The following is a 23,309-nucleotide window of genomic DNA, read 5'->3' on the forward strand; positions in this document are numbered from 1 at the left end:
GCCCCATGGCTCACCAGACACGCTGGTCAATGTCGCAAGTCACTGCATTATTTGAAAAACCTCTGCTGGAATTGCTGTTTGAAGCCCAGCAGGTGCACCGTCAACACTTCGATCCGCAGCACGTCCAGGTCAGCACCTTGCTGTCAATCAAGACCGGGGCCTGCCCGGAAGACTGCAAATACTGCCCGCAGAGCGCGCGCTACAAAACCGGGCTCGAATCCGAGCGTCTGATGGAGGTGGAGCAGGTGCTGGACTCTGCCCGCCAGGCGAAAAACGCCGGTTCGACCCGATTCTGCATGGGCGCGGCGTGGAAGAACCCGCACGAGCGCGACATGCCGTATCTCGAACAGATGGTGCAGGGCGTAAAAGCCATGGGCCTGGAGGCCTGTATGACCCTCGGCACGCTGAACGACGGTCAGGCCCAGCGCCTGGCCTCGGCGGGCCTGGATTACTACAACCACAACCTCGACACCTCACCGGAATTCTACGGCAATATCATCACCACCCGTACCTATCAGGAGCGTCTGGATACATTGGGTAAAGTGCGCGATGCAGGCATCAAAGTGTGCTCGGGCGGGATTGTCGGCTTGGGCGAAACGGTCACCGACCGCGCCGGGCTGCTGCTTCAGCTGGCGAACCTGCCGACGCCGCCGGAAAGCGTACCCATCAACATGCTGGTGAAGGTGAAAGGCACACCGCTGGCGGATAACGATGATGTCGACGCCTTTGATTTTATCCGCACCATTGCGGTGGCGCGGGTGATGATGCCCACCTCCTTTGTGCGTCTCTCCGCCGGGCGCGAGCAGATGAGCGAGCAGACCCAGGCGATGTGCTTTATGGCCGGGGCCAACTCTATTTTCTACGGCTGCAAACTGCTCACTACCCCGAACCCGGAAGAGGACAAAGACGTCCAACTGTTCCGCAAGCTGGGGCTCAACCCGCAGCAGACTGCGGTGCAGACCGGCGACAACGAGCAGCAGCACCAGCTCGAACAGCAGCTGTTCCACGCCGATACCGAACAGTTCTATAACGCGGCGACGGTATGACGTGGCAGCAACGCATTGATGCCGCCCTTGAGGCACGTCGGGCGGCCGATGCCCTGCGCGTGCGCACGCCTGTTGCGAACGGCGCCGGTCGTTTTCTGACCCACGGCCAGCAGCGTTACGCGAATTTCTCCAGCAATGACTATCTGGGCTTAAGTCAGCACCCTGACATTATCCGCGCCTGGCAGCAGGGCGCGGAGCAGTATGGCGTGGGCAGCGGCGGCTCCGGCCACGTCAGCGGTTACACCACGGCGCATCAGGCGCTCGAAGATCATCTGGCGGGCTGGCTCGGCTATGATCGTGCGCTGTTATTTATCTCCGGCTTTGCTGCCAACCAGGCGCTGATCGCCGCCCTGACCGGCAAAGACGATCGGATTGTCGCCGACCGTTTAAGCCACGCCTCGCTGCTGGAAGCCGCCAGCCACAGCCCGGCTCAGCTCAGGCGCTTTGCCCATAACGATGCCGCCCAGCTTGCCGCGCTGCTGGATAAACCCTGTGCCGGGCAGCAGCTGGTGGTCACCGAAGGGATTTTCAGCATGGACGGCGACTTTGCCCCGCTGGGTGAACTCCACGCGGCGACGCAGCGCAAGGCGGGCTGGCTGCTGGTGGACGATGCCCACGGGATCGGCGTCAGCGGGCCAGAAGGGCGCGGCACGGCCGCCAGCCTGCAGGTCAAACCCGAACTGCTGGTGGTGACCTTTGGCAAAGGGGTGGGCGTCAGCGGGGCTGCCGTGCTGTGCAGTGCGTCGGTTGCCGACTACCTGCTGCAATTTGCCCGCCACCTGATCTACAGCACCAGCATGCCGCCCGCCCAGGCTGTGGCTCTGCTGGCGGCGTTTAACGTGATCCGCAGCGATGACGGGGACGCGCGGCGTCAGCGGCTGGCATACCTCATCGGTCAGTTCCGCGCGGGCGTCAATGCGCTGCCACTGCAGATCACCGCCTCACAGAGCGCCATTCAGCCGCTGATCGTGGGGGAAAACGAGCGAGCGCTGCGAATGGCGAATACCCTCAGACAGCAGGGGATCTGGGTGACGGCTATTCGCCCGCCAACGGTCCCGGCGGGTACTGCCCGTCTGCGCCTGACCCTGACGGCAGCGCATGAGCCGGCAGATATCACCGCGTTACTGGAGGCACTGCATGTCGCAAGTGAATAAGCAGGCGATTGCCGCCGCGTTTGGCCGGGCGGCGCAAAGTTATTCCCGCCACGATGGGCTGCAGCGGCAAAGCGCCGAAGGGCTGCGGTCCCTGCTGGCGGAACATGATTTTGCCAGGGTGCTGGATGCCGGCTGCGGGCCGGGCGGCAACAGCCTCGCGTGGCGCAACGTCGGAAGCCACGTAACGGCGATGGATCTCTCTGCGCAGATGCTGGACCAGGCGCGCAGCCAGCAGGCGGCGGATGATTACCTGCTGGCCGATATCGAAGCCATTCCGCTGGCAGACGGCCAGTTCAGCCTGGTCTGGAGCCATCTGGCGGTGCAGTGGTGCGCCAGCCTGCCGCAGGCGCTGGCAGAGCTGTACCGCGTCACGCAGCCGGGCGGCAAGGTGGCATTCACCACGCTGTTGAACGGCTCGCTGCCGGAGCTGAATCAGGCCTGGCGGGCGGTGGACACCCAGCCGCACGCGAACCGCTTTCTGTGCGGGCAGCAGGTAACCGATGCCCTGTCCGGCTGGCGCTACCGCTGTGCGGTTCAGACCGTCACGCTGTTGTTCGACGACGCGCTAAGCGCGATGCGCTCGCTGAAAGGCATCGGCGCGACCCATCTGCATAGCGGGCGGGGCGATAAGCCGCTAACGCGCGGGCAGCTACAGCAGCTGGCGCTGGCCTGGCCGCAGCAGTCGGGGCAATTCCCGCTCTCTTATCAACTCTTTCATGGAATTATCGAACGTGACTGAACGTTATTTTGTAACCGGCACCGACACTGAGGTCGGTAAAACCGTCGCCAGCAGCGCACTGTTGCAGGCAGCCAATGCGCTGGGTCTGAAAACCGCAGGCTACAAGCCGGTGGCCTCGGGCAGTGAGATGACGGCCGAGGGGCTGCGCAACAGCGATGCGCTGGCGCTCCAGCGTAACAGCAGCGTGGCGCTGAGCTATCAGGCGGTCAATCCCTACACCTTTGCCGAGCCGACCTCGCCGCATATCATCAGCGCCGACGAGCAGCGCCCGATTGCGTTTCGCACGCTCTCCGCCGGGCTGCGGAAGCTGGAGGCGCAGGCTGACTGGGTACTGGTGGAAGGGGCGGGTGGCTGGTTTACCCCGCTGTCTGAGGAGCAGACCTTCGCCGACTGGGCGATCGCCGAACAACTGCCGGTGATTCTGGTGGTGGGGGTGAAGCTGGGCTGTATCAATCATGCCATGTTGACCGCGCAGGCAATCCGCCAGGCGGGCCTGCCGCTGGTAGGCTGGGTGGCGAATGGGGTAGTGGCGCCCGGCAAACGCCACGCCGAGTACATGGCGACGCTCAGGCGCGTGCTGGCAACGCCGCTGCTGGGCGAAATTCCGTGGCTGGGCGACGAGGCCGATACCACGGCGGTGGGGCGCTACCTCACGCTTAACCCGCTGGTGACGCCGTCCCCATCCAGTGTTCAATAAGCCCGTCGTCCAGCTCGCTGACGTGACCCTGGGCCACGCTACGCCCGCGCCACAGCAGGCAAAAGCGCTCCGCCACCCGGCGAATCAGCCCCAGCTGCTGTTCGGCCAGTAGCACCGACAGCCCCAGCTCGCGGGTGAGCCTGGCCAGCAGCTGCGCCAGCTTCACGGTCAACAGCGGGTCGGGGCCGCGGCTGGGTTCGTCCAGGATCAGCAGGCGCGGGCGAGTGACCAGGGCGTTAGCCAGCGCCAGCTGATACTGCAGGTCGTCGCTGATGCCCGACGCGCGCCGCTGTCGCAGCGGGTACAGCTCAGGAAAGAATTCAAAAATATCGCTGTTCATCGCCGCCGCTCCCGTCTCGCCTTTTGCCCGCCTCGCGATGTGCAGATTCTCCTCTACGGTCAGTTGGGAAAAGATCCGCCGGTCCTGTGAAACATAGCCAATTCCCGGGCCTGGGCGCGCGTCTGGCCCGGCAGACTGCAGGGGGAAGGGCGAGGCCCCGGCTTCGTGCCAGACCATGGTGCCGCTGGCAATGGGCAGCAGGCCTGCGATGCAGTTCATCAGCGTGGTTTTCCCCATTCCGGGCAGACCGACGATGCCGGTGCAGACGCCGGGAGGGAGGTCGAGGTCAACATTCCACAGCGTGTGTTGATTTCCGTAATATTGATTTATGGCGCGCAGGCTCAGCATGATCGTTCTCCTTATGGGGTACAGACATCCAACACTGCAAGACCCTTGCCACCGACCTGAAAGTGGCCGTTAAACGCGGGTTTTTAGGAATGCGCCTGTAAAGTCAGCGGCGGGATAACAGAACAATGCACTGTCTCAGTGCCAGGCGGGCAGCTTTGGTGCAGAGGGCCGCAGAGGAAAATGTGACTAAGATCGCATCAGTTTGTTATGCTCTGCGCAGCGTTAGAATGTCAAAAATCGACAATAAATATTTTTTACCGTCGCGCTGTGAGGAAAAACCGGGAATTAGCCGAGTCACGGACCGCGTGGGCTGGAAGCAGTTATCCACTATTCCTGTGGATAACCATGTGCATTAGAGTTAGAAAACACAAGGTAAGCGAGAGAATACGCGGCCTGCGCCTGAATTGCTGCGAAACGCGTCTTTTGAAAATATTGATTTAATATCAATGCGTTAAATAAAATCAATCACTGTCATCAAACTGTCAAGAGGACCGGCAAAAGTGCAGCGGGACGGCTTGACAAATGTTAAAAATAGAAAAGTTCTGGGGATAACCCCCGCGCGTTGGAATTTTATCTTGTCGCTGTCGAAATTTTGCGCAGCATCGCGCGTTTCATGCCGTCAATAGCAGCAATATGCGTGTATGATACTGTATTTTCATCCAGTATAATTTACTGGCAAAAATAGCCATCAAGAGTAAAATTACTCACCTGCCGTATCAACCATCATCAGGTCGCCGTTCATGAGTAAACCGTTCAAACTGAATTCCGCTTTCCGTCCTTCCGGCGATCAGCCAGAAGCAATTCGCCGCCTGAAAGAAGGGCTGGAGGATGGACTCGCGCACCAGACGCTGTTGGGCGTGACCGGTTCGGGTAAAACCTTTACCGTCGCCAACGTTATCGCCGATTTGCAGCGGCCGACCATGGTGCTGGCACCTAATAAAACGCTGGCGGCACAGCTGTACGGCGAAATGAAAGAGTTCTTCCCGGATAACGCGGTGGAGTACTTCGTTTCGTACTACGACTACTATCAGCCGGAAGCCTACGTCCCCAGCTCCGATACCTTTATCGAAAAAGACGCCTCGGTGAACGAACATATCGAGCAGATGCGTCTGTCGGCGACCAAAGCGCTGCTGGAGCGTCGCGACGTGGTGGTGGTGGCTTCCGTGTCTGCCATCTACGGTCTGGGCGATCCCGATCTGTACCTGAAGATGATGCTGCACCTGACCCAGGGGATGATTATCGATCAGCGCGCCATCGTGCGTCGTCTGGCCGAGCTGCAGTATGCCCGTAACGATCAGGCCTTCCAGCGCGGTACATTCCGCGTGCGGGGCGAGGTGATCGACGTCTTCCCGGCCGAATCCGATGACGTCGCGCTGCGCATCGAACTGTTTGACGAAGAGGTGGAGCGGCTGTCGCTGTTCGATCCGCTGACGGGTCACATCGAATCGACTATTCAGCGTTATACCATCTACCCGAAAACGCACTACGTCACCCCGCGCGAGCGCATCGTGCAGGCGATGGAAGACATCAAAGTCGAACTGGCCGATCGGCGTAAAAATCTGCTGGAAAATAACAAGCTGCTGGAAGAGCAGCGCCTCAGCCAACGTACCCAGTTTGATCTCGAGATGATGAATGAGCTGGGCTACTGCTCGGGTATTGAAAACTACTCGCGCTATCTGTCAGGACGCGGCCCGGGCGAGGCTCCGCCAACGCTGTTTGACTATCTTCCGGCTGACGGTCTGCTGGTGATCGACGAATCGCACGTCACCGTGCCGCAGATCGGCGGCATGTACCGGGGCGACCGGGCGCGCAAAGAGACGCTGGTGGAGTACGGTTTCCGCCTGCCGTCCGCGCTGGATAACCGACCGATGAAGTTTGAAGAGTTTGAGGCGCTGGTGCCGCAAACCATTTACGTCTCGGCGACGCCGGGTAACTACGAGCTGGAGAAATCCGGTGACGACGTGGTGGATCAGGTGGTGCGTCCAACCGGACTGCTGGATCCGATTATCGAGGTGCGCCCGGTCGGGACGCAGGTTGACGACCTGCTCTCGGAGATCCGCATCCGTGCGGCCATCAACGAGCGCGTGCTGGTCACTACGCTCACCAAACGCATGGCAGAAGACCTGACCGAATACCTCGAGGAGCACGGCGAGAAGGTGCGTTACCTGCACTCAGATATCGACACCGTTGAGCGCATGGAGATCATCCGCGATTTACGCCTTGGCGAGTTCGACGTGCTGGTGGGCATCAACCTGCTGCGTGAAGGGCTGGATATGCCGGAAGTGTCGCTGGTGGCGATTCTGGACGCCGATAAAGAGGGCTTCCTGCGCTCCGAGCGTTCGCTTATTCAGACCATTGGTCGCGCCGCGCGTAACATTAACGGCAAAGCGATCCTCTACGGCGATAAAATTACCGCATCGATGGCAAAAGCAATCAGTGAGACCGAACGTCGTCGCGAGAAGCAGCAGGAGTACAACGAAGAGCATGGCATTACGCCGCAGGGTCTGAATAAGAAGGTGGTGGATATCCTCGCCCTGGGGCAGAGCATCGCCAAAACCAAAGCGAAAGGTCGCGGTAAGTCACGCTCGCCGGTTGAGGCCGATACGGTTGTCCTGACGCCGAAAGCGCTGCAGCAGAAAATCCACGAGCTGGAAGGGCAGATGATGCAGCACGCCCAGAACCTGGAGTTTGAAGAAGCGGCGCAGGTCCGTGACCAGCTGCATCAGCTGCGCGACCTGTTTATTGCCGCGTCGTAACAAAAGCAAAATGGCAGCCTTTGGCTGCCATTTTTAGTGTTTGCACCTTCTCCCTGTGGGAGAAGGTCGGGATGAGGGCATCAGACCGCACAACACTAACCCAACGCCTGAATAGCCTTCTCCAGTGCCACGCGCAGCAGATGCCGGTCGTGGCGATACTTAATGTCGCTCGCCTCGAGCGGCTCCTGCACCACCACCCGGCCATCCAGTCCGCTCACGTCATCTTTAGGTCCTACCACCACTGCATCAATAATCTTTTTACCCACGTACTGCTCCATCAGCGCCAGTTTGTCCGGCAGCGACAGGCTAGCGGCGGCCGGGCTGAGCTCGCGTCCCAGGTTGCCGATGTACACAACCGGGGCGGGCGTGCGGCGGAGGGCCTGGGCCATCTCTTTGATCAGCAGCAGGGGCATCAGGCTGGTGTAAAAACTGCCCGGGCCTATCAGGATTAAATCCGCTTCGCTAATCGCCTCTACCGCCTCACGGGTGGCCGTCACGGTCGGGTAGAGCATCAGCTCTTTTGGCGGGACCACCAGCTGATCGATATTCACTTCGCCATACACTTCATGGTCGTTGATGTCGATCGCCATTAAATCGACCGGATGTTCGGACATTGGGATGAGAAATGCATCCACTTTCAGCAGGTTTCGAATTAAATTAATTGCCTCAAGAGGCCGCACGCTGAGGTGATCCAGCGCCTTTAACATTAGATTTCCGAGGTTATGACCCGAAAGCTCACCGTTACCGCCAAAACGATACTCAAACATCGCTGATGCCACGCTCTGTTCGGCGATAAGTTGGTTTAAACAGTTGCGCATGTCTCCCCAGGCGATACCGCCTTCGGAGCGACGAATACGCCCGGTTGAACCGCCGTTATCGGTCGTTGTGACGATTCCGGTAAGCTGCGATCCCAGTGACGATAACGATGACATCACCCGGCCCAGTCCGTGCCCTCCGCCGAGAGCGACCACGCGATCAAGATCCGCAAAAGTGCGATTGCGCATAGAAATTCCTTAGTATGACGAACGCATTAACAGTAACTCAACTACCCCTAAAAGACGATGTTCCAGGCCGGTCAAAATGACTTATATCAATGCAAAATTTCGCTAAATACGTATTCTGATTCGAAACTGCACGATCAGGTCGTTATATTCATTATTATATAGCGAAAGCCGAAGATAGCGAAACCCACATCAACAGGCTACTATCGTCATAACCACGTTTTCTTAATCGAAAACATACACTCTAGCCCTTACGCCTGTGTCGACAGATATGGCGTGCTGGCCGTGGCGGTATCGCCACCAGGGTACAGGAAGAAATGACTGTGCCTCCCGTATCAGGAAAGGTGTACATGGCTTCACAACTTACCGACGCATTCGCACGTAAGTTTTTTTACCTGCGTTTGTCGATTACTGACGTGTGCAATTTCCGTTGCACCTACTGTCTGCCGGATGGCTACAAGCCTGGCGGCGTCACCAATAATGGCTTTCTCTCCGTGGACGAAGTGCGGCGCATTACGCGCGCGTTTGCCGCCATGGGCACCGAGAAAGTCCGTCTCACGGGCGGCGAACCCTCGCTGCGCCGTGATTTCACTGACATCGTTGCGGCAGTGAATGAAAACGACGCCATCCGTCAGATTGCGGTCACCACCAACGGTTACCGTCTGGCGCGTGATGTCGCCCAGTGGCGCGATGCGGGCCTGACGGCCCTCAACGTCAGCGTCGACAGCCTGGATGCCCGTCAGTTTCACGCCATCACCGGCCAGGATAAATTCCGCCAGGTGATGGAGGGTATCGATGCGGCCTTCGCGGCGGGCTTCGACAAAGTCAAAGTCAACACCGTGCTGATGCGCGATGTGAACCATCATCAGCTGGACACCTTCCTGGCGTGGATCAAACCGCGCCGCATTCAACTGCGCTTTATTGAGCTGATGGAAACCGGCGAGGGCAACGACCTGTTCTCCCGTCATCACATCTCCGGCATGGTGCTGCGCGATGAACTGCTGAAACGCGGCTGGATCCATCAGCTTCGCCAGCGCAGCGACGGCCCGGCTCAGGTCTTTTGTCACCCGGATTACGAAGGCGAAATCGGCCTGATCATGCCCTATGAAAAGGACTTCTGCGCCAGCTGTAATCGCCTGCGCGTTTCGTCGGTGGGTAAGCTGCATCTGTGCCTGTTTGGCGATGGCGGCGTCGATCTGCGCGATTTGCTGGCAGAAGATGCCCAGCAGCAGGCGCTCGAAGCACGTATTTCAGAGGCGCTGATGCATAAAAAACAGACCCATTTCCTGCATCAGGGCAACACCGGCATCACCCAGAACCTGTCCTACATTGGCGGGTAATCGCTACAAGGAATTCGAAGATGAGTCAGGTAAGCGCAGAATTTATCCCGACGCGTATTGCTATTCTTACCGTTTCTGAACGTCGTGGCGAAGAGGATGACACCTCCGGCCACTGGCTGCGCGAGGCGGCGCACGACGCCGGGCATCAGATTGTCGATAAAGTGATTGTCAAAGAGAACCGCTACGCCATCCGCGCCGAAGTGTCCCGCTGGGTCGCCAGTGACAACGTGCAGGTGGTGCTGGTTACCGGCGGCACCGGTTTTACCGCAGGCGATCAGGCCCCTGAAGCGCTGCTGCCGCTGTTCGATCGCGAGGTCGAAGGCTTCGGTGAAATGTTCCGCATGCTCTCGTTCGAAGAAATTGGCACCTCGACGCTGCAGTCGCGTGCGGTAGCCGGTATCGCCAACAAAACGCTGATTTTTGCGATGCCGGGTTCAACCAAAGCCTGCCGCACCGCGTGGGAGAATGTGATTGCTCCGCAGCTCGATGCCCGTACCCGTCCGTGTAATTTCCATCCTCATTTGAAGAAATAAATTATGTCGCAACTTACCCACATTAATGCCGCGGGCGAAGCCCATATGGTGGATGTCTCCGGCAAGGCCGAGACGGTGCGTGAAGCGCGCGCTGAAGCGTTCGTCACCATGCTGCCCGAGACGCTGGCGATGATCGTTGACGGCAGCCACCATAAAGGCGACGTCTTTGCTACCGCGCGGATCGCCGGGATCCAGGCGGCAAAACGCACCTGGGAGCTGATCCCGCTGTGCCATCCGCTGATGCTCAGCAAAGTGGAAGTCAACCTGCTGGCAGAGCCGGAACATAGCCGGGTACGTATCGCATCGTTATGCCGCCTGACCGGTAAAACCGGAGTCGAGATGGAAGCCCTCACCGCCGCGTCAGTGGCCGCGCTGACCATCTACGACATGTGCAAAGCGGTACAGAAAGACATGGTGATTGGCCCGGTTCGCCTGCTGGCGAAAAGCGGCGGTAAATCAGGGGATTTCAGGGCGGAAGATCATGATTAAAGTACTGTTTTTCGCACAGGTCCGCGAGCTGGTGAATACCGACAGCCTGTCGCTGGAGATTGCCGTCGACAACGTTGAAGCGCTGCGGGCGCATCTGGCGGCGCAAAGCGATCGCTGGGCGCTGGCGCTGGACGCGGGCAAACTGCTGGCGGCGGTGAACCAGACGCTGGTGGATTTCAGCCATCCGCTGACGTCGGGTGATGAAGTGGCTTTCTTCCCACCGGTCACTGGAGGCTGAGATGGCAGAGACAAAAATTGCAGTTGAGCCGGCGCGTTTCAATGTTGGCACCGAATACAGTTGGCTGGCCGAGCGCGACGAAGACGGCGCGGTTGTTACCTTCACCGGCAAAGTCCGAAACCATAACCTCGGCGATAGCGTAAGCGCACTGACGCTGGAGCACTATCCGGGGATGACCGAAAAAGCGCTGGCGGAGATCGTCGAGCAGGCGCGCGGGCGCTGGACGCTCGGCCGGGTGACCGTTATCCACCGCATTGGCGAAATGTGGCCTGGGGAAGAGATTGTCTTTGTCGGCGTCACCAGCGTTCATCGCAGCAGCGCGTTTGCGGCGGGTGAGTTCATCATGGATTTCCTGAAAACCCGCGCCCCCTTCTGGAAGCGCGAAGCCACCCCCGAAGGGGATCGCTGGGTCGAGTCCCGCGACAGCGACAAAGAGGCGGCCAGCCGCTGGTAGCTGGTTTGCCGGGATGTGTTAGGCTTAACAAAGGGTGTCCACTTAAACAGGAGTGAGTTATGGACCGATTTCCGCGTTCCGATTCTATCGTCCAGCAGACCCGCAGCGGGCTGCAAACCTATATGGCGCAAGTCTATGGCTGGATGACCTGCGGGTTATTGTTAACCGCATTTATTGCCTGGTTTGCTGCCAACACGCCAGCAGTTATGGAGTTCGTCTTCTCCAGCAAAATTACCTTTTTCGGGCTGATTATCGCCCAGTTAGGGCTGGTGTTTGTGCTGTCCGGGATGGTGCATAAGCTCAGCGCAGGTATGGCGACTACGCTGTTTATGCTCTATTCGGCGCTAACCGGTTTAACGCTCTCCAGTATTTTCATCGTTTATACTTACTCCTCCATCGCCAGTACCTTTGTAGTGGCGGGCGGGATGTTTGGCGCCATGAGCCTGTACGGCTATACCACCAAACGCGACCTGAGCGGCTTTGGCAACATGTTGTTTATGGCGTTGATTGGTATCGTGCTGGCGTCGGTGGTGAACTTCTGGTTAAAAAGCGAAGCGCTGATGTGGGCGGTGACCTATATCGGGGTGATTGTCTTTGTCGGTTTAACCGCCTATGACACGCAGAAACTGAAAAATATCGGCGAGCAGATCGACGTGCGCGACAGTTCAATGCTGCGCAAGTACTCCATCCTCGGCGCGCTGACTCTGTATCTGGACTTTATCAACCTGTTCCTGATGCTGCTGCGGATTTTCGGCAACCGTCGCTAATAATACGGCCCATAGTTACACGAAAAGACCGGTCTGATGAGGACCGGTCTTTTTTATGGTCGATAACCGTGGTCCGGCGTAACAATATGTTGTTATCACGATTCAAGATGGCGTCACCCTTCATGATTATATTAATGACAGGGTTGAATAGACTATTATCGCAACATGAATACGAAACTGGATTTAAAAGAAAAAGCTGCTTTGATCAGTAATAAGAAGTGCAAAATGGAAAAGCTGTGGAATGCTTATTCAATGGCTCTACTCACCAGGATCACCGCCACGGAGCGTCTGTATCATCATCAGGTTGTGCCCTATCAGAAAGAGAGGCTGCGAGTGAAGGTCTTTGGGAATATCACCTTGAATATTGTACGCAGTAGCACCTTTGGCGCGATTAACATCAATTATTTAGTGGAATCCCCGGAGCTGGGAATAATAGATATTCCGTCTTCCTGCATTGATCGTCAGGGCGTGCTGGATAACGTTATTTCACTCGCAGAGGGTGAGCAGGTTTTTGACCATTACCTGAATAAACTCAATTTTATCTATAATGCTATTTTGCAATGTTCTGCGCAGGCCGAACAGATTTAATTGTCAGGCCTGCGAAAAGTTGAAAGGCTATTTTTCCATGGCCTGTTCGTTTTTAGCCCGCAGCTTTTTCGCCCGGCTTTCGAGGATCAGATAGCAAACGGTGGCCAGCGCCAGCGGTAAAAAGTAGTACAGCATGCGATAGGCCAGCAGGGCGGCGATGATCGTCCCGTGCGAGACATGTTCCCCGGCCAGCAGGGCGATAAACACGGCTTCCAGTACGCCAATCCCCGCCGGAATATGCATGATCACGCCGGCAATACTGCTCACCAGCAGCACGCCCAGCACGAAGAAGTAGTTCACGTCCTCGCCTATCAGCAGCCAGATAATCGCCCCCATTGCCATCCAGTTGGCGGCCGAAATCCCCATCTGTGCCAGCGCAAAACGCCAGGACGGGAGCACCAGCTTCTGCCCTTTGATGGTCATATGGCGCCGCTTTGCAAACGCGCAGGCCCACAGATACAAACAGCTCATTGCCAGCAGCACGATGCCGATAATGCGCAGCGTCGTCTGATCGATATACCAATGGTCCGGCAACTGCACCACGCCTGCGCTAAAAATCACCCCGCCGAGCAAAACATAGCCCAACCAGTTGGTGGTAATGCTCAGGGAGAAGATGCGGGTGATGGTGGCGCTGGGCAGGCCAAGACGTGAGTAAAGGCGATAGCGCATGCCGATGCCGCCCACCCAGGTGCTGAGGGTCAGGTTAAAGGCGTAGCAGATAAACGACACCAGCATGACCTGTCGCTTGGCCAGCTTGTGGCCGCAATAGACGCGCCCAAGCAGGTCATAACAGCCGTAAATCAGGAAGCTCACCACCACCAGCGCCACCGCGGTCAGCAGCGTGATGCGGTCGTAGTTGCGAATGACCTTCCAGACCTCTTCCCAGTCAACTTGCTGCGCGTACACCACCAGCAGCACGGCAACAGCAATAAAAAACAGCCCGGTGAGGATCTTTTTCGCCAGACGCCAGCGCGGATTTTTTTTCGTCATCAGGGTTTGACCCCCGTGTCACCCGCCTCAACGCGATCCTGGGTTTCCAGTGTCGGTTGAATCGGCGGCGCGACCTGCGCCAGTTCAGGGGTATGTGCAGGCAGCCAGCCGACCAGCGCCGGGAAATGGCGCAAAAAGTGGAACGCCAGCACGCTTTTGCTCAGGTTCCACCAGGTGCGTTTCGGCACCATCGACTCATCAACCCGCACGCAGTCGTTATCGATGATGGCGGACAGATTCTCGCGCAGGGTGTGATTAAACTGGCGATCGTGAATGATCAGGTTGGCCTCCAGATTCAGCGACAGGCTGAGGGGATCGAGATTGCTGGAGCCGACGGTCACCCAGTGATCGTCCATCAGCGCTACCTTACCGTGCAGCGGACGACGGCGGTATTCGTAGATCTGAACCCCGCCTTTCACCAGATAGTGATACAGCAGGCGCGCGCCCACGGTGACAATCGGCATATCGGGCTCGCCCTGCACAATTAACTTCACCCGCACCCCGCGCCGGGCCGCATTGCGCATGGCGTGCAGCAGGCGATACCCCGGGAAGAAGTAGGCGTTGGCGATAATCACTTCGCGCTTCGCATTGGTCAGCATCTTCAGATAGTGCCGCTCAATATCGTCCCGGTGCTCTTCGTTATCGCGCCAGACAAACAGCGCCTGTGCCTCACCGGGTTGCACATTCTCTTCTGCGCGATGGCGGCGCTTCCACCAGCGGCGGCCTGCGACTTTGCCGGGCAGATTTTCCAGCACGAACTGCAAGATATCCTGCACCACCGGGCCTTCGATCTGCACCGCATAGTCCTGCTTAGCCTCCGGGCCATAATCAGACATATGTTCCGCAGAGTAGTTAATGCCGCCGACAAAGGCGATCTGATCATCCACCACCACAATTTTGCGATGCATCCGGCGAAACACGTTAGTGCGCAAGCCGAACAGGGGAGGGCGCGGATCGTAATAGCGGAATACCACGCCTGCCGAGGTCAGCTCGCCGACAAAGTTATCGTTAAGATCCGGTGAGCCATAGCCGTCGAGCAGCACTTCGATGTGCACGCCGCGCCGGGCGGCACGCAGCAAGACGTCGTGCAGCTGGCGGCCTACGGCGTCATCAAACCAGATAAAGGTTTCGAGCAGCACCCGATTCTGGGCTTTATCAATGGCGGCAAACACCGCCGGATAAAAGTTATCGCCATTTTCCAGCAGCGCGATTCGGTTGCCGCTTTGCCATGAACATTTCATAGGTGAATCTCCGCACTTAATGGCGCATGGTCGGAAAGATGACGCCAGTTGCGCAGCGCCAGCGCGGTCGGGCTGCTGGCATGGGCATTTTTGACATAGATCCTGTCGAGTCTGAGCAGGGGAAAGCTCACCGGGAAGGTGCGCGCGGGCCTGCCGTGCGCCCGGGTAAAGATTTCGTCCAGCCCGGCGTGCGTTTTCAACGGATGGTTGGCGCGCTGACGCCAGTCGTTAAAATCACCGGCCACCACCACCGGATCGCCCTCGGGCAGGGCGTTGACCCATTTGGCCATCATCTGCAGCTGCGCCTGCCGGTGGGCTTCGCGCAGGCCAAGGTGCACGGAGGCGACGTGCAGCGCGCCTCCCTGATCCGGCAGCGCAACCCGGCAGTACAGCAGGCCGCGCTTTTCGCTCTCGCCAACCGAAACATCATGATTTTCATAGTGCTCGATCGGGTAGCGGGAGAGGATCGCATTGCCGTGGTGCCCTTCGGGATACACCGCATTGCGCCCGTAGGCGTAATCGCTCCACATGGTGTCGGCCAGAAATTCGTAATGGCTGGTATCCGGCCAGTTCTCCACGTGCAGCGGGTGCACTTCATGCGCGCCCATCACCTCCTGCAGGCAGACAATATCGGCGCTGACGGTACGTACCGCATCGCGTAATTCGGGCAAAATAAAGCGGCGGTTAAAAGCCGTAAATCCTTTATGGATATTAATCGTCAATATTTTCAACGAAAAATGGCGGGCGTGTGGGCTCATATATTCCTTCCGGCATCACTATCCTGATGAAAATAAAGTGTAGTCGGCGTCACAAAAAGGTGCTGTGTTACGGAATTTTCCGTAAAGTGCGATAGTCTGAACAAGCAGACAAAGATCCTTCAGGAGAGTACCCATGAAATGGCAACAACGCATACGTGTCGCGACCGGCCTCAGTTGCTGGCAGATTATGTTGCATTTGCTGGTTGTCGCCGTTGTGGTGATGGCATGGATGAGCGGGGCGCTGGTGCGCGTCGGTTTAGGATTATGTGTCCTCTACGGTGTCACCGTATTGATGATGCTCTTTTTACAGCGCCACCACGATCCGCGCTGGCGCGAAGTGGCGGATGTGCTCGAAGAGCTCACCACCACCTGGTATTTCGGCGCCGCGGTAATCGTCCTCTGGCTGCTGTCGCGCGTGCTGCAAAACAACCTGCTGCTGGCCCTGGCGGGGCTGGCTATCCTTGCGGGGCCAGCGGTTGTTTCACTGTTAGCCAAAGAGAAAAAGCTACGCGATATTCCGTCTAAACATCGCGTACGCCACTGAGCCCGTCACGGCCGCTATCACCAGTAGCGGCCATAAACTCCCCCACACAATATCCAGACTCGCATCCTTCAGATAGATCTGCTTGGTGATATCGGTAAAGTGCCGGATCGGGTTAACCCAGGTTAAATTCTGCAGCCACACCGGCATATTCTCGACCGGGGAGACATACCCCGAGAGCAAAATCGCCGGCATCATAAAGACAAATACCCCGATAAACGCCTGCTGCTGGGTTGAGCACAGCGCTGAGATCAGCAGGCCAAATCCCACCAGCGACAGCCCGTATATCACCATCGTGAAATAGAAGAGCGCCAGCGAACCGGCAAACGGAATGTGATAGGCCCAGATGCCGATCGCCAGTACGATGCTGGCCTGAAAGGTGGCCACAATCAGCGCCGGAACCGCTTTGCCGACAAAAATTTGCCACGTCGCCAGCGGCGAAACCAGCAGCTGATCCAGGGTGCCCTGTTCACGCTCGCGGGCCACCGACAGCGAGGTAACGATCATCACCCCGATGGTGGTGATCATGGCGATCAGCGACGGCACCACAAACCATTTGTAATCGAGGTTTGGGTTGTACCAGTTGCGCACCACCAGCTCGCTGTTATTCGGTTTAGGTTTGCCCTCCATCAGCTCCTGCTGATAATTCTTCACCACCTGCTGCAAATAGTTAGCGGCAATCTGCGCGCTGTTGGAGTTACGCCCGTCGAGGATCAGCTGTAGCGGGGCAGTTTCAAAGCGGTCCAGATTGCGGGAAAAATCGGCCGGAAAGCGCACCAGCAGCAGCGCCTTTTGCGTGTCGATGGTCGGCTGGATCTCCTGCGGGCTGTTCAGCACCAGTACGTGAGTAAAGGCCTTCGCCCGGGCAAAGCGCTGGGTTAATTCCACCGAATGTTTGCCGTTATCTTCGTTGTAGACGGCGATGGTGGCGTTGGTCACTTCCAGCGTTGCCGCCCACGGAAACAGCAGCACCTGGATCAGCACCGGCAATACCAGAATCGCGCGGGTTTGCGGTTCGCGCAGCAGCGACTGCAACTCTTTGCGAATCAATGTCCATAAGCGATAAAACATGTTGGCTCCTTAATCCAGCCGCCGTTTAGTTTTCATCCACGTCAGGCCAATAAACAGCACCGCCGAGGCAATTAAAAACAGCAGATTCACCACAATCACCACCGGAATATTGCCCGCCAGAAACAGGCTCTGCAGGGTGCTGACGAAATAGCGCGCCGGGATGATATAGGTCACCGCACGGATCGCCGCCGGCATGCTGTCGATCTGGAAAATAAACCCGGACAGCATCATCGAGGGTAAAAATGCGGCGTTCAGCGCCACCTGGGCGGCGTTAAACTGGTTGCGGGTGACGGTGGAAATCAGCAGTCCCATCCCCAGCGTACTGAGTAAAAACAGGCTGGTGATAACGAACAGCACCAGCAGCGAGCCGCGATACGGTACGCCGAGGATAAACACTGACACCAGCATGCACAGCAGCATTGCCAGCATCCCGAGGAAGTAGTAGGGGATCAGCTTGCACAGCAGCAGCTCGGTGCGTGTCACTTCGGTCGAGAGCAGCGCCTCCATGGTGCCGCGCTCCCACTCCCGGGCGATCACCAGCGAGGTGAGGATCGCGCCGATCACCGTCATGATAATGGTCACCGCGCCGGGGATAATAAAGTGCTGGCTGATGGCCGCCGGGTTAAACCAGTAGCGGGTCTGCACGTCGATCAGCGGCTCGAACGTCTTACCGCGATCTTCCGCCCGCTGCATCTGCCACAGCTGCCAGATCCCCTCGGTGTAGCCCTGCACAAAGTTGGCGGTGTTGGGCTCACTGCCGTCGGTGATCACCTGGATTGGGGCGGTCTCATTCGGTCGTGCCATCTGGGCGGCAAAATCCACCGGAATGACAATCAGGCCACGAATGCGCCCGGCCTGCATCATCTGGATCAACTGCTGGCGATTGTCGCTGATGGTGGCATCAATGTACGGCGAGCCGGTCAGAGTGTGGGTAAAGTCCAGCGCCTCTTCGCTGCGCTGCTCCAGCAGAATGCCGACCCGCAGCTTGCTGGAATCGAGGTTAATGCCGTAGCCAAAAATAAACAGCAGCAGCAGCGGGATCACCACCGCAATCAGCCAGCTACTCGGATCGCGCACGATCTGACGCGTCTCTTTGATGCACAGGGCGCGCACCCGGCGCCAGGAGAGGGCGTTACTGGACATGACCATGCTCCTTATCCCAGTCGTTAATCAGGGTAATAAACGCCTGCTCCATGGTCAGGTCGGCCTGGCTGTCGTCCGCTGCCTGGGCTTTTAGATCGTCCGGCGTGCCGTGGGCAATCAGTTTGCCGCGATACACCAGCCCAATCCGATCGCAATACTCCGCCTCATCCATAAAGTGGGTGGTCACCATCACCGTCACCCCTTTTTCCACCATGCTGTTGATATGCAGCCAGAACTCGCGGCGGGTGAGGGGATCGACCCCGGAGGTCGGCTCATCGAGAAACAGAATATCCGGCTCATGCATCAAGGAGCAGGCCAGCGCCAGCCGTTGCTTAAAGCCGAGCGGCAGGTCGTCGGTGGCGTGGTTGGCGATGCTGCGCAGGCCAAACGCCTCGCTCATGCGATCAATTTTCTCGTTCTGCGCTCGCCCGCGCAGGCCGTAAACGCCGGAGAAAAAGCGCAGGTTCTGCTCGACGGTCAGGTTGCCGTACAGGGAAAACTTTTGCGCCATATAGCCCAGATGCTGCCGCGCCTTGCCGGAGCTGACTTTCAGATCCATACCCAGCACCAGCGCGTTGCCGGAAGTGGGCACCAGCAGGCCGCACATCATCTTAAAGGTGGTGGACTTCCCCGCGCCGTTGGGCCCTAACAGGCCGAATATCTCACCGCGCTTCACCGCGAAGTTAACGTCGTCGGTGGCGGCAAAATCACCAAATTTTTTGGTCAGCGATTTCGCTTCGATAACCGTTTCGCCGGGCGTGCCGTCAACGGTGTGCAGGATCGTGCCAAGGGGCGATTCCGACGTGCCAGCCCCGCCCAGCAGGTCGATAAACGCATCTTCAAAGCGCGGGGCGGCGTCATCAATGGTTAAATCCGGCAGACCTGCGCCATGGCGGATATCGTTGGCACGGGCCCCTTTTTTGAGGATCACCCGCACCGATTTGCCCTGGATCATCCCGTCACTGACCTCGGGCAGCTTCAGCACCCGCTGCAGCAGGCGGCGGTTATTCTCCTGCGGCGTATGCAGCAGCAGGCTGCGCCCGGTCATGCTGTGGGTCAGGGCGGTAGGATCGCCCTGATACAACAGTTCGCCTTCGTTCATCAGCAGCACGTCCCGGCACTGTTCGGCCTCGTCGAGGTAGGATGTGCTCCAGAGGATCAACATTCCGTCGCCTGCCAGCTCATGCACCATCTGCCACAGCTCCCGGCGCGAAATCGGGTCAACGCCAACGCCGGGTTCGTCCAGCAGCAGGACTTTCGGTTCCCCCACCAGCGTGCAGGCCAGCCCCAGCTTCTGCTTCATCCCGCCGGAAAGCTTGCCCGCCAGCCGTTCGGTAAACGGCCCGAGCGCGGTAAATTCCAGCAGGCGCTGGAAGGTTTTCTCCCGTACCTCGCCGGTGACGCTGCGCAGATCGGCGTACAGGGTCAGGTTTTCCATTACCGTCAGATCTTCGTATAAGCCAAACTTCTGCGGCATATACCCCAGCATGGCGTGCAGGGCGCGATCGTCCTTGATGGGGTCGAGCCCCAACACGCTGGCCGAACCCTCATCGGGCTTCAGCAGTCCGGCGAGCATGCGCATCAGGGTGGTTTTCCCCGCGCCGTCCGGGCCGACCAGCCCGGTGACGTAGCCTTTATGCAGCGTGCAGTCCAGCGGGGCGACGGCGGGTTTATCCATCCCGGCAAAGCGTTTGACCAGCCCCGAGAGCTGGATAACCGCGTCATTCATGGCGTTGCCCGTTGTCGAAGCTGACGGTGACCGGCATCCCCTGGCGCAGGGCGTCGTCGGCATCGTTGACGATAATGCGCAGGCGATAGACCAGATCGGTACGCAGATCCGGGGTTTCGACCGTTTTTGGCGTAAATTCGGCGGTTGGCGACACAAACCCGATCTTGCCGTGATACGGCTTATCCGGCCGTCCGTCGGTGTAAAGCAGCACCTCGCGTCCCGGCTGGGCATCGCCAAGGCTGGTTTCATCTATATAGGCCCGCACCCACACCGGACGGGTCAGTGACAGGGTCAGCGCCGTGCTGCCTGCGGTTAACATGCTGCCCGGCTCCACAGCGCGGGTCATCAATGTGCCGTTAGCCGGAGCCACCAGGGTGGTGTCGTGCAGATCGAGCTGGGCCTGTGCCAGCTGAGCCTGGGCCTGTTCGAGACTGGCTTTTGCCTGGGCGATATCCTGCTCACGGTTGCCGGAGCGGTACTGGCGCAATTTATCCTGCGCCGATTTCAGGCTCGCCAGCGCCTGATCGCGTGAGGAGCGAGCGTTTTCCAGATCGTTGGCCGACACGGTACGGCTTTTCCACAGCCCCTGCTGGCGAGCGAAAAAGTTCTGCGCATAATCATACGCGGCCTGCGCCTGTTTAACGGCGGCGGCGGCCTGCGCCACCTCTTCGTCACGATAGCCCGCTTGCATTAAATCGTACTGCGCCTGGGCGACCGATACCCCGGCCTGCGCCTGCATCAACGCATTCTGGTACGGGGCTTTATCCAGTTCGCCCAGCGTTTGACCGGCGGTAATCGTATCGCCTTCATCGACGGCTAACGACGCCAGCCGCCCACCGACGCGGAAGCTCATATTTACGGTGCGAATATCCACGTTGCCGTACAGGGTCAGCGGTTGATGCTGCTGGCTTTGATACCACCACCAGCCGCTGAATCCGGCGGCCAGCACCACCAGCGCAGTCAGCACAATGACGACAGGTTTTTTCATGACTCCAGGCTCCTTAGCGTTAAACCTTGCAGGATCAGATCGACGTGGCAGGTAATGACCTGACCAATCTGCGCGGCTTTATCCTCATCAAATTCGGTCCAACCGGTGCGTAATAAAATCGTCTCGCGTCCAAGGCGAAAAGCGAGCACTTCACCGAGCAGGGCGTGGGTATGCAAAATGGTCTGCGTATCATTGGCATCGCGCCCGGTATAGGCCGCCACCAGCTGAGTCAGGTGGGTATGCATCGGGGCGATAACCTGATCGTGGACTAATTGATAGGCGGCGGAAGGCGAGAGTTGCTCGCGTGAGATAAACTTACTCAGGTTCAGCGTATCGTCGTGGGTCAGCAACTGAATCATGTTGTGGCAGGCGTTTAAAATCAGTCCGCGGATGGCCGGGCGATCCGGCGAAGGTGCCGCCAGTAGCGCGGAGGCCGCCTCCACGTGCGGGCGAAAATGGGTGCCGATAAAATCAGCGATCCACTGGGCACAGGCGAGGTACAGATCCTCTTTCGAGCCAAAGTAATAGGGAATGGCGGCAATATTCTGCCCGGCCTGGGCGGCGATATCGCGGGTGGTGGCATGCATGCCGTACTCGCCAAATTGCGCCAGCGCGGCGGCAATCAGCTGGCTTTTAGCCTGCTCGCCTTTGGTGGTGGTCGGGACGGGATTCATGGCGGCCCCCAGAATTAATCAATCGATTGATTAATATTATGTCGAATTTGACATAAGTCCAGCCAGCCGGAGAAATATTTCGTTGATGAATCGCTGCGGGATATTTTATGCGCCATGTCACAAAAGCTGCTACACTCCGCTGCTTCGCGACACTGTGGTTTTTGTCCTCTTATTTGTCATTATCTCCCTGAAAACTACACCTGAAATGGTCGGGGCGGTTCGGAGTTGTTATGTCTTTTGATACCCTTGGCCTGAACCCGGAAATTCTGCGTGCTGTAGAAGAACAGGGTTACCGCGAACCTACCCCTATTCAGCAGCAGGCGATCCCTGCCGTGCTGGCGGGCCGCGACCTGATGGCCAGCGCCCAGACCGGTACCGGCAAAACGGCGGGCTTTACCCTGCCGCTGCTGCAACGTTTGATCGATAATGAACCCCATTCTAAAGGCCGTCGCCCGGTGCGCGCCCTGATCCTGACCCCAACCCGAGAACTGGCCGCCCAGGTGGGTGAGAACGTGCGTGAGTACAGCCGCTATCTCAACATCCGCTCGCTGGTCGTGTTTGGTGGGGTGAGCATTAACCCGCAGATGATGAAACTGCGCAGCGGCGTCGACGTGCTGATTGCCACGCCGGGCCGTCTGCTCGATCTGGAACATCAGAATGCCGTTAAGCTCGACAGCGTAGAGATCCTTGTGCTCGACGAAGCTGACCGCATGCTGGACATGGGCTTTATCCACGATATTCGCCGCGTGCTGGCTAAACTGCCTGCTCGTCGCCAGAACCTGCTGTTCTCCGCGACCTTCTCTGACGATATCAAAGGGCTGGCCTCAAAACTGCTGCACAACCCGCTGGAAGTCGAAGTCGCACGCCGCAACACCGCCTCTGAACAGGTGACCCAGCATGTTCACATGGTGGACAAAAAGCGTAAGCGTGAGCTGCTGTCCCAGATGATCGGCGAAGGCAACTGGCAGCAGGTGCTGGTGTTTACTCGTACTAAGCACGGGGCTAACCACCTTGCTGAGCAGCTGAACAAAGACGGGATCCGCAGCGCGGCTATCCACGGCAACAAGAGCCAGGGTGCCCGTACTCGTGCGCTGGCGGAATTTAAATCCGGCGATATCCGCGTGCTGGTGGCAACCGACATCGCGGCCCGTGGTCTGGACATTGAAGAACTGCCGCACGTGGTCAACTACGAGCTGCCAAACGTGCCGGAAGATTACGTGCACCGTATCGGTCGTACCGGCCGTGCGGCGGCAACCGGCGAAGCCCTGTCGCTGGTCTGTGTCGATGAAATCAAACTGCTGCGCGATATCGAACGCCTGCTGAAAAAAGAGGTCCCGCGTATTGCCATCGAAGGCTACGACGTGGATCCGTCGATCAAAGCCGAGCCGATCCAGAACGGTCGCCAGGGTGGCGGTCGTGGTCAGGGCGGTGGACGCGGGCAGGGCGGCGGTGGCCGTGGTCAACAGCAGCCGCGCCGTACTGAAGGTCGTTCCGACGGTGGCGCACCGAAAGCGGCCAGCAAGCCACCGCGTCGCGATGGCGATGCCAAACCGACAGGTGAACAGCAGCGCCGACGTCGTCCGCGTAAACCTGCCGCCGCGCAGTAATCTGGAAGCCCGGTCGTAAAGCCGGGCTTTTTTTTTGCGACCCGCCAGAGAAAGTGCCACAATAGTGGCTGTTTATA

24 protein-coding genes and 1 riboswitch are annotated in these 23,309 nt (G+C 58.4%); of the genes, 14 read left to right on the forward strand and 10 right to left on the reverse strand.

Annotation, left to right across the window (positions count from 1 at the left end):
- Positions 1 to 5 precede the first annotated feature (5 nt).
- From bioB to bioD, 4 genes are read left to right on the forward strand one after another with little or no spacing between them, the layout of a single operon-like run.
- The gene (gene bioB, locus M8013_RS18400; protein ID WP_271269224.1) at positions 6 to 1,046 is read left to right on the forward strand and encodes a biotin synthase BioB; all 1,041 of its coding nucleotides are present in this window, start codon (positions 6 to 8) and stop codon (positions 1,044 to 1,046) included.
- Positions 1,043 to 2,200 (forward strand): 8-amino-7-oxononanoate synthase, encoded by a 1,158-nt coding sequence (bioF, locus tag M8013_RS18405; protein WP_271269225.1) that lies wholly within the window; start codon positions 1,043 to 1,045, stop codon positions 2,198 to 2,200. Before bioB ends, bioF begins: the two co-directional genes overlap by 4 nt.
- Positions 2,184 to 2,939, forward strand: coding sequence for a malonyl-ACP O-methyltransferase BioC (gene bioC, locus M8013_RS18410; protein WP_271269226.1), 756 nt, complete (start codon positions 2,184 to 2,186; stop codon positions 2,937 to 2,939). Before bioF ends, bioC begins: the two co-directional genes overlap by 17 nt.
- Positions 2,932 to 3,636, forward strand: coding sequence for a dethiobiotin synthase (bioD, locus tag M8013_RS18415; protein ID WP_271269227.1), 705 nt, complete (start codon positions 2,932 to 2,934; stop codon positions 3,634 to 3,636). Before bioC ends, bioD begins: the two co-directional genes overlap by 8 nt.
- Here bioD and M8013_RS18420 read toward each other — a convergent pair.
- Positions 3,596 to 4,324: an ABC transporter ATP-binding protein gene (locus tag M8013_RS18420; protein WP_271269228.1), complete on the reverse strand. Its 729-nt coding sequence runs from the start codon at positions 4,322 to 4,324 to the stop codon at positions 3,596 to 3,598. The two genes, bioD and M8013_RS18420, sit on opposite strands and share 41 nt — an antisense overlap.
- A 740-nt stretch (positions 4,325 to 5,064) precedes the next feature.
- Between M8013_RS18420 and uvrB the strand changes: the two genes are divergently transcribed.
- On the forward strand, positions 5,065 to 7,080 hold the full coding sequence (gene uvrB, locus M8013_RS18425; RefSeq protein WP_271269229.1) for an excinuclease ABC subunit UvrB: 2,016 nt from the start codon (positions 5,065 to 5,067) through the stop codon (positions 7,078 to 7,080).
- Positions 7,081 to 7,175: 95 nt separating this feature from the next.
- On the opposite strand, the gene yvcK is transcribed toward uvrB, so the two are convergent.
- Positions 7,176 to 8,084 carry a uridine diphosphate-N-acetylglucosamine-binding protein YvcK gene (yvcK, locus tag M8013_RS18430; protein WP_271269230.1) on the reverse strand — a complete coding sequence of 303 codons (909 nt, stop codon included), beginning with the start codon at positions 8,082 to 8,084 and terminating at the stop codon, positions 7,176 to 7,178.
- 225 nt (positions 8,085 to 8,309) lie between these two features.
- Positions 8,310 to 8,444: riboswitch (molybdenum cofactor riboswitch) on the forward strand.
- Between yvcK and moaA the strand changes: the two genes are divergently transcribed.
- The 7 genes from moaA (at position 8,432) to M8013_RS18465 (ending at position 12,490) form a co-directional block, all read left to right on the forward strand.
- On the forward strand, positions 8,432 to 9,421 hold the full coding sequence (gene moaA, locus M8013_RS18435; protein ID WP_271269231.1) for a GTP 3',8-cyclase MoaA: 990 nt from the start codon (positions 8,432 to 8,434) through the stop codon (positions 9,419 to 9,421). Its footprint overlaps the riboswitch before it by 13 nt.
- Before the next feature lie 20 nt (positions 9,422 to 9,441).
- Entirely contained in the window at positions 9,442 to 9,954 is a 513-nt protein-coding gene (gene moaB / locus M8013_RS18440; RefSeq protein WP_271269232.1) for a molybdenum cofactor biosynthesis protein B, read from the forward strand.
- A 3-nt stretch (positions 9,955 to 9,957) separates the two neighbouring features.
- Positions 9,958 to 10,443: a cyclic pyranopterin monophosphate synthase MoaC gene (gene moaC / locus M8013_RS18445; protein WP_271269233.1), complete on the forward strand. Its 486-nt coding sequence runs from the start codon at positions 9,958 to 9,960 to the stop codon at positions 10,441 to 10,443.
- Positions 10,436 to 10,681, forward strand: coding sequence for a molybdopterin synthase sulfur carrier subunit (gene moaD / locus M8013_RS18450; protein WP_271269234.1), 246 nt, complete (start codon positions 10,436 to 10,438; stop codon positions 10,679 to 10,681). Before moaC ends, moaD begins: the two co-directional genes overlap by 8 nt.
- 1 nt (position 10,682) lies before the next feature.
- Positions 10,683 to 11,135 (forward strand): molybdopterin synthase catalytic subunit MoaE, encoded by a 453-nt coding sequence (gene moaE / locus M8013_RS18455; protein ID WP_271269235.1) that lies wholly within the window; start codon positions 10,683 to 10,685, stop codon positions 11,133 to 11,135.
- 59 nt (positions 11,136 to 11,194) lie between these two features.
- Complete coding sequence (locus M8013_RS18460; RefSeq protein WP_271269236.1) at positions 11,195 to 11,902, forward strand: Bax inhibitor-1/YccA family protein; 708 nt, start codon at positions 11,195 to 11,197, stop codon at positions 11,900 to 11,902.
- Positions 11,903 to 12,067: 165 nt separating this feature from the next.
- On the forward strand, positions 12,068 to 12,490 hold the full coding sequence (locus M8013_RS18465; RefSeq protein WP_271269237.1) for a hypothetical protein: 423 nt from the start codon (positions 12,068 to 12,070) through the stop codon (positions 12,488 to 12,490).
- 27 nt (positions 12,491 to 12,517) lie between these two features.
- On the opposite strand, the gene M8013_RS18470 is transcribed toward M8013_RS18465, so the two are convergent.
- From M8013_RS18470 to M8013_RS18480, 3 genes are read right to left on the reverse strand one after another with little or no spacing between them, the layout of a single operon-like run.
- Positions 12,518 to 13,480: a lysylphosphatidylglycerol synthase transmembrane domain-containing protein gene (locus M8013_RS18470; RefSeq protein WP_271269238.1), complete on the reverse strand. Its 963-nt coding sequence runs from the start codon at positions 13,478 to 13,480 to the stop codon at positions 12,518 to 12,520.
- Positions 13,480 to 14,721 (reverse strand): cardiolipin synthase ClsB, encoded by a 1,242-nt coding sequence (gene clsB / locus M8013_RS18475; protein WP_271269239.1) that lies wholly within the window; start codon positions 14,719 to 14,721, stop codon positions 13,480 to 13,482. The genes M8013_RS18470 and clsB overlap by 1 nt, the downstream gene beginning before the upstream one ends.
- The gene (locus M8013_RS18480) at positions 14,718 to 15,479 is read right to left on the reverse strand and encodes an endonuclease/exonuclease/phosphatase family protein (RefSeq protein ID WP_271269240.1); all 762 of its coding nucleotides are present in this window, start codon (positions 15,477 to 15,479) and stop codon (positions 14,718 to 14,720) included. The genes clsB and M8013_RS18480 overlap by 4 nt, the downstream gene beginning before the upstream one ends.
- Positions 15,480 to 15,612: 133 nt before the next feature.
- Between M8013_RS18480 and M8013_RS18485 the strand changes: the two genes are divergently transcribed.
- On the forward strand, positions 15,613 to 16,023 hold the full coding sequence (locus M8013_RS18485) for a YbhQ family protein (RefSeq protein WP_271269241.1): 411 nt from the start codon (positions 15,613 to 15,615) through the stop codon (positions 16,021 to 16,023).
- On the opposite strand, the gene M8013_RS18490 is transcribed toward M8013_RS18485, so the two are convergent.
- The 5 genes from M8013_RS18490 to cecR are packed head-to-tail and all read right to left on the reverse strand — an operon-like array spanning position 15,985 to position 21,625.
- Complete coding sequence (locus M8013_RS18490; protein WP_271269242.1) at positions 15,985 to 17,091, reverse strand: ABC transporter permease; 1,107 nt, start codon at positions 17,089 to 17,091, stop codon at positions 15,985 to 15,987. The two genes, M8013_RS18485 and M8013_RS18490, sit on opposite strands and share 39 nt — an antisense overlap.
- Positions 17,092 to 17,100: 9 nt before the next feature.
- On the reverse strand, positions 17,101 to 18,234 hold the full coding sequence (locus M8013_RS18495) for an ABC transporter permease (RefSeq protein ID WP_271269243.1): 1,134 nt from the start codon (positions 18,232 to 18,234) through the stop codon (positions 17,101 to 17,103).
- Positions 18,224 to 19,963 carry an ATP-binding cassette domain-containing protein gene (locus tag M8013_RS18500; protein ID WP_271269244.1) on the reverse strand — a complete coding sequence of 580 codons (1,740 nt, stop codon included), beginning with the start codon at positions 19,961 to 19,963 and terminating at the stop codon, positions 18,224 to 18,226. Before M8013_RS18500 ends, M8013_RS18495 begins: the two co-directional genes overlap by 11 nt.
- Positions 19,956 to 20,951, reverse strand: coding sequence for a secretion protein HlyD (gene hlyD / locus M8013_RS18505; protein WP_271269245.1), 996 nt, complete (start codon positions 20,949 to 20,951; stop codon positions 19,956 to 19,958). Before hlyD ends, M8013_RS18500 begins: the two co-directional genes overlap by 8 nt.
- Complete coding sequence (cecR, locus tag M8013_RS18510; protein ID WP_271269246.1) at positions 20,948 to 21,625, reverse strand: transcriptional regulator CecR; 678 nt, start codon at positions 21,623 to 21,625, stop codon at positions 20,948 to 20,950. Before cecR ends, hlyD begins: the two co-directional genes overlap by 4 nt.
- A 230-nt stretch (positions 21,626 to 21,855) precedes the next feature.
- On the opposite strand from cecR, the gene rhlE reads away from it, so the two are divergent.
- Entirely contained in the window at positions 21,856 to 23,232 is a 1,377-nt protein-coding gene (rhlE, locus tag M8013_RS18515) for an ATP-dependent RNA helicase RhlE (RefSeq protein WP_271269247.1), read from the forward strand.
- Positions 23,233 to 23,309 lie beyond the last annotated feature (77 nt).

Source organism: Silvania confinis (assembly GCF_025564085.1).
Taxonomy (GTDB): domain Bacteria; phylum Pseudomonadota; class Gammaproteobacteria; order Enterobacterales; family Enterobacteriaceae; genus Enterobacter; species Enterobacter confinis.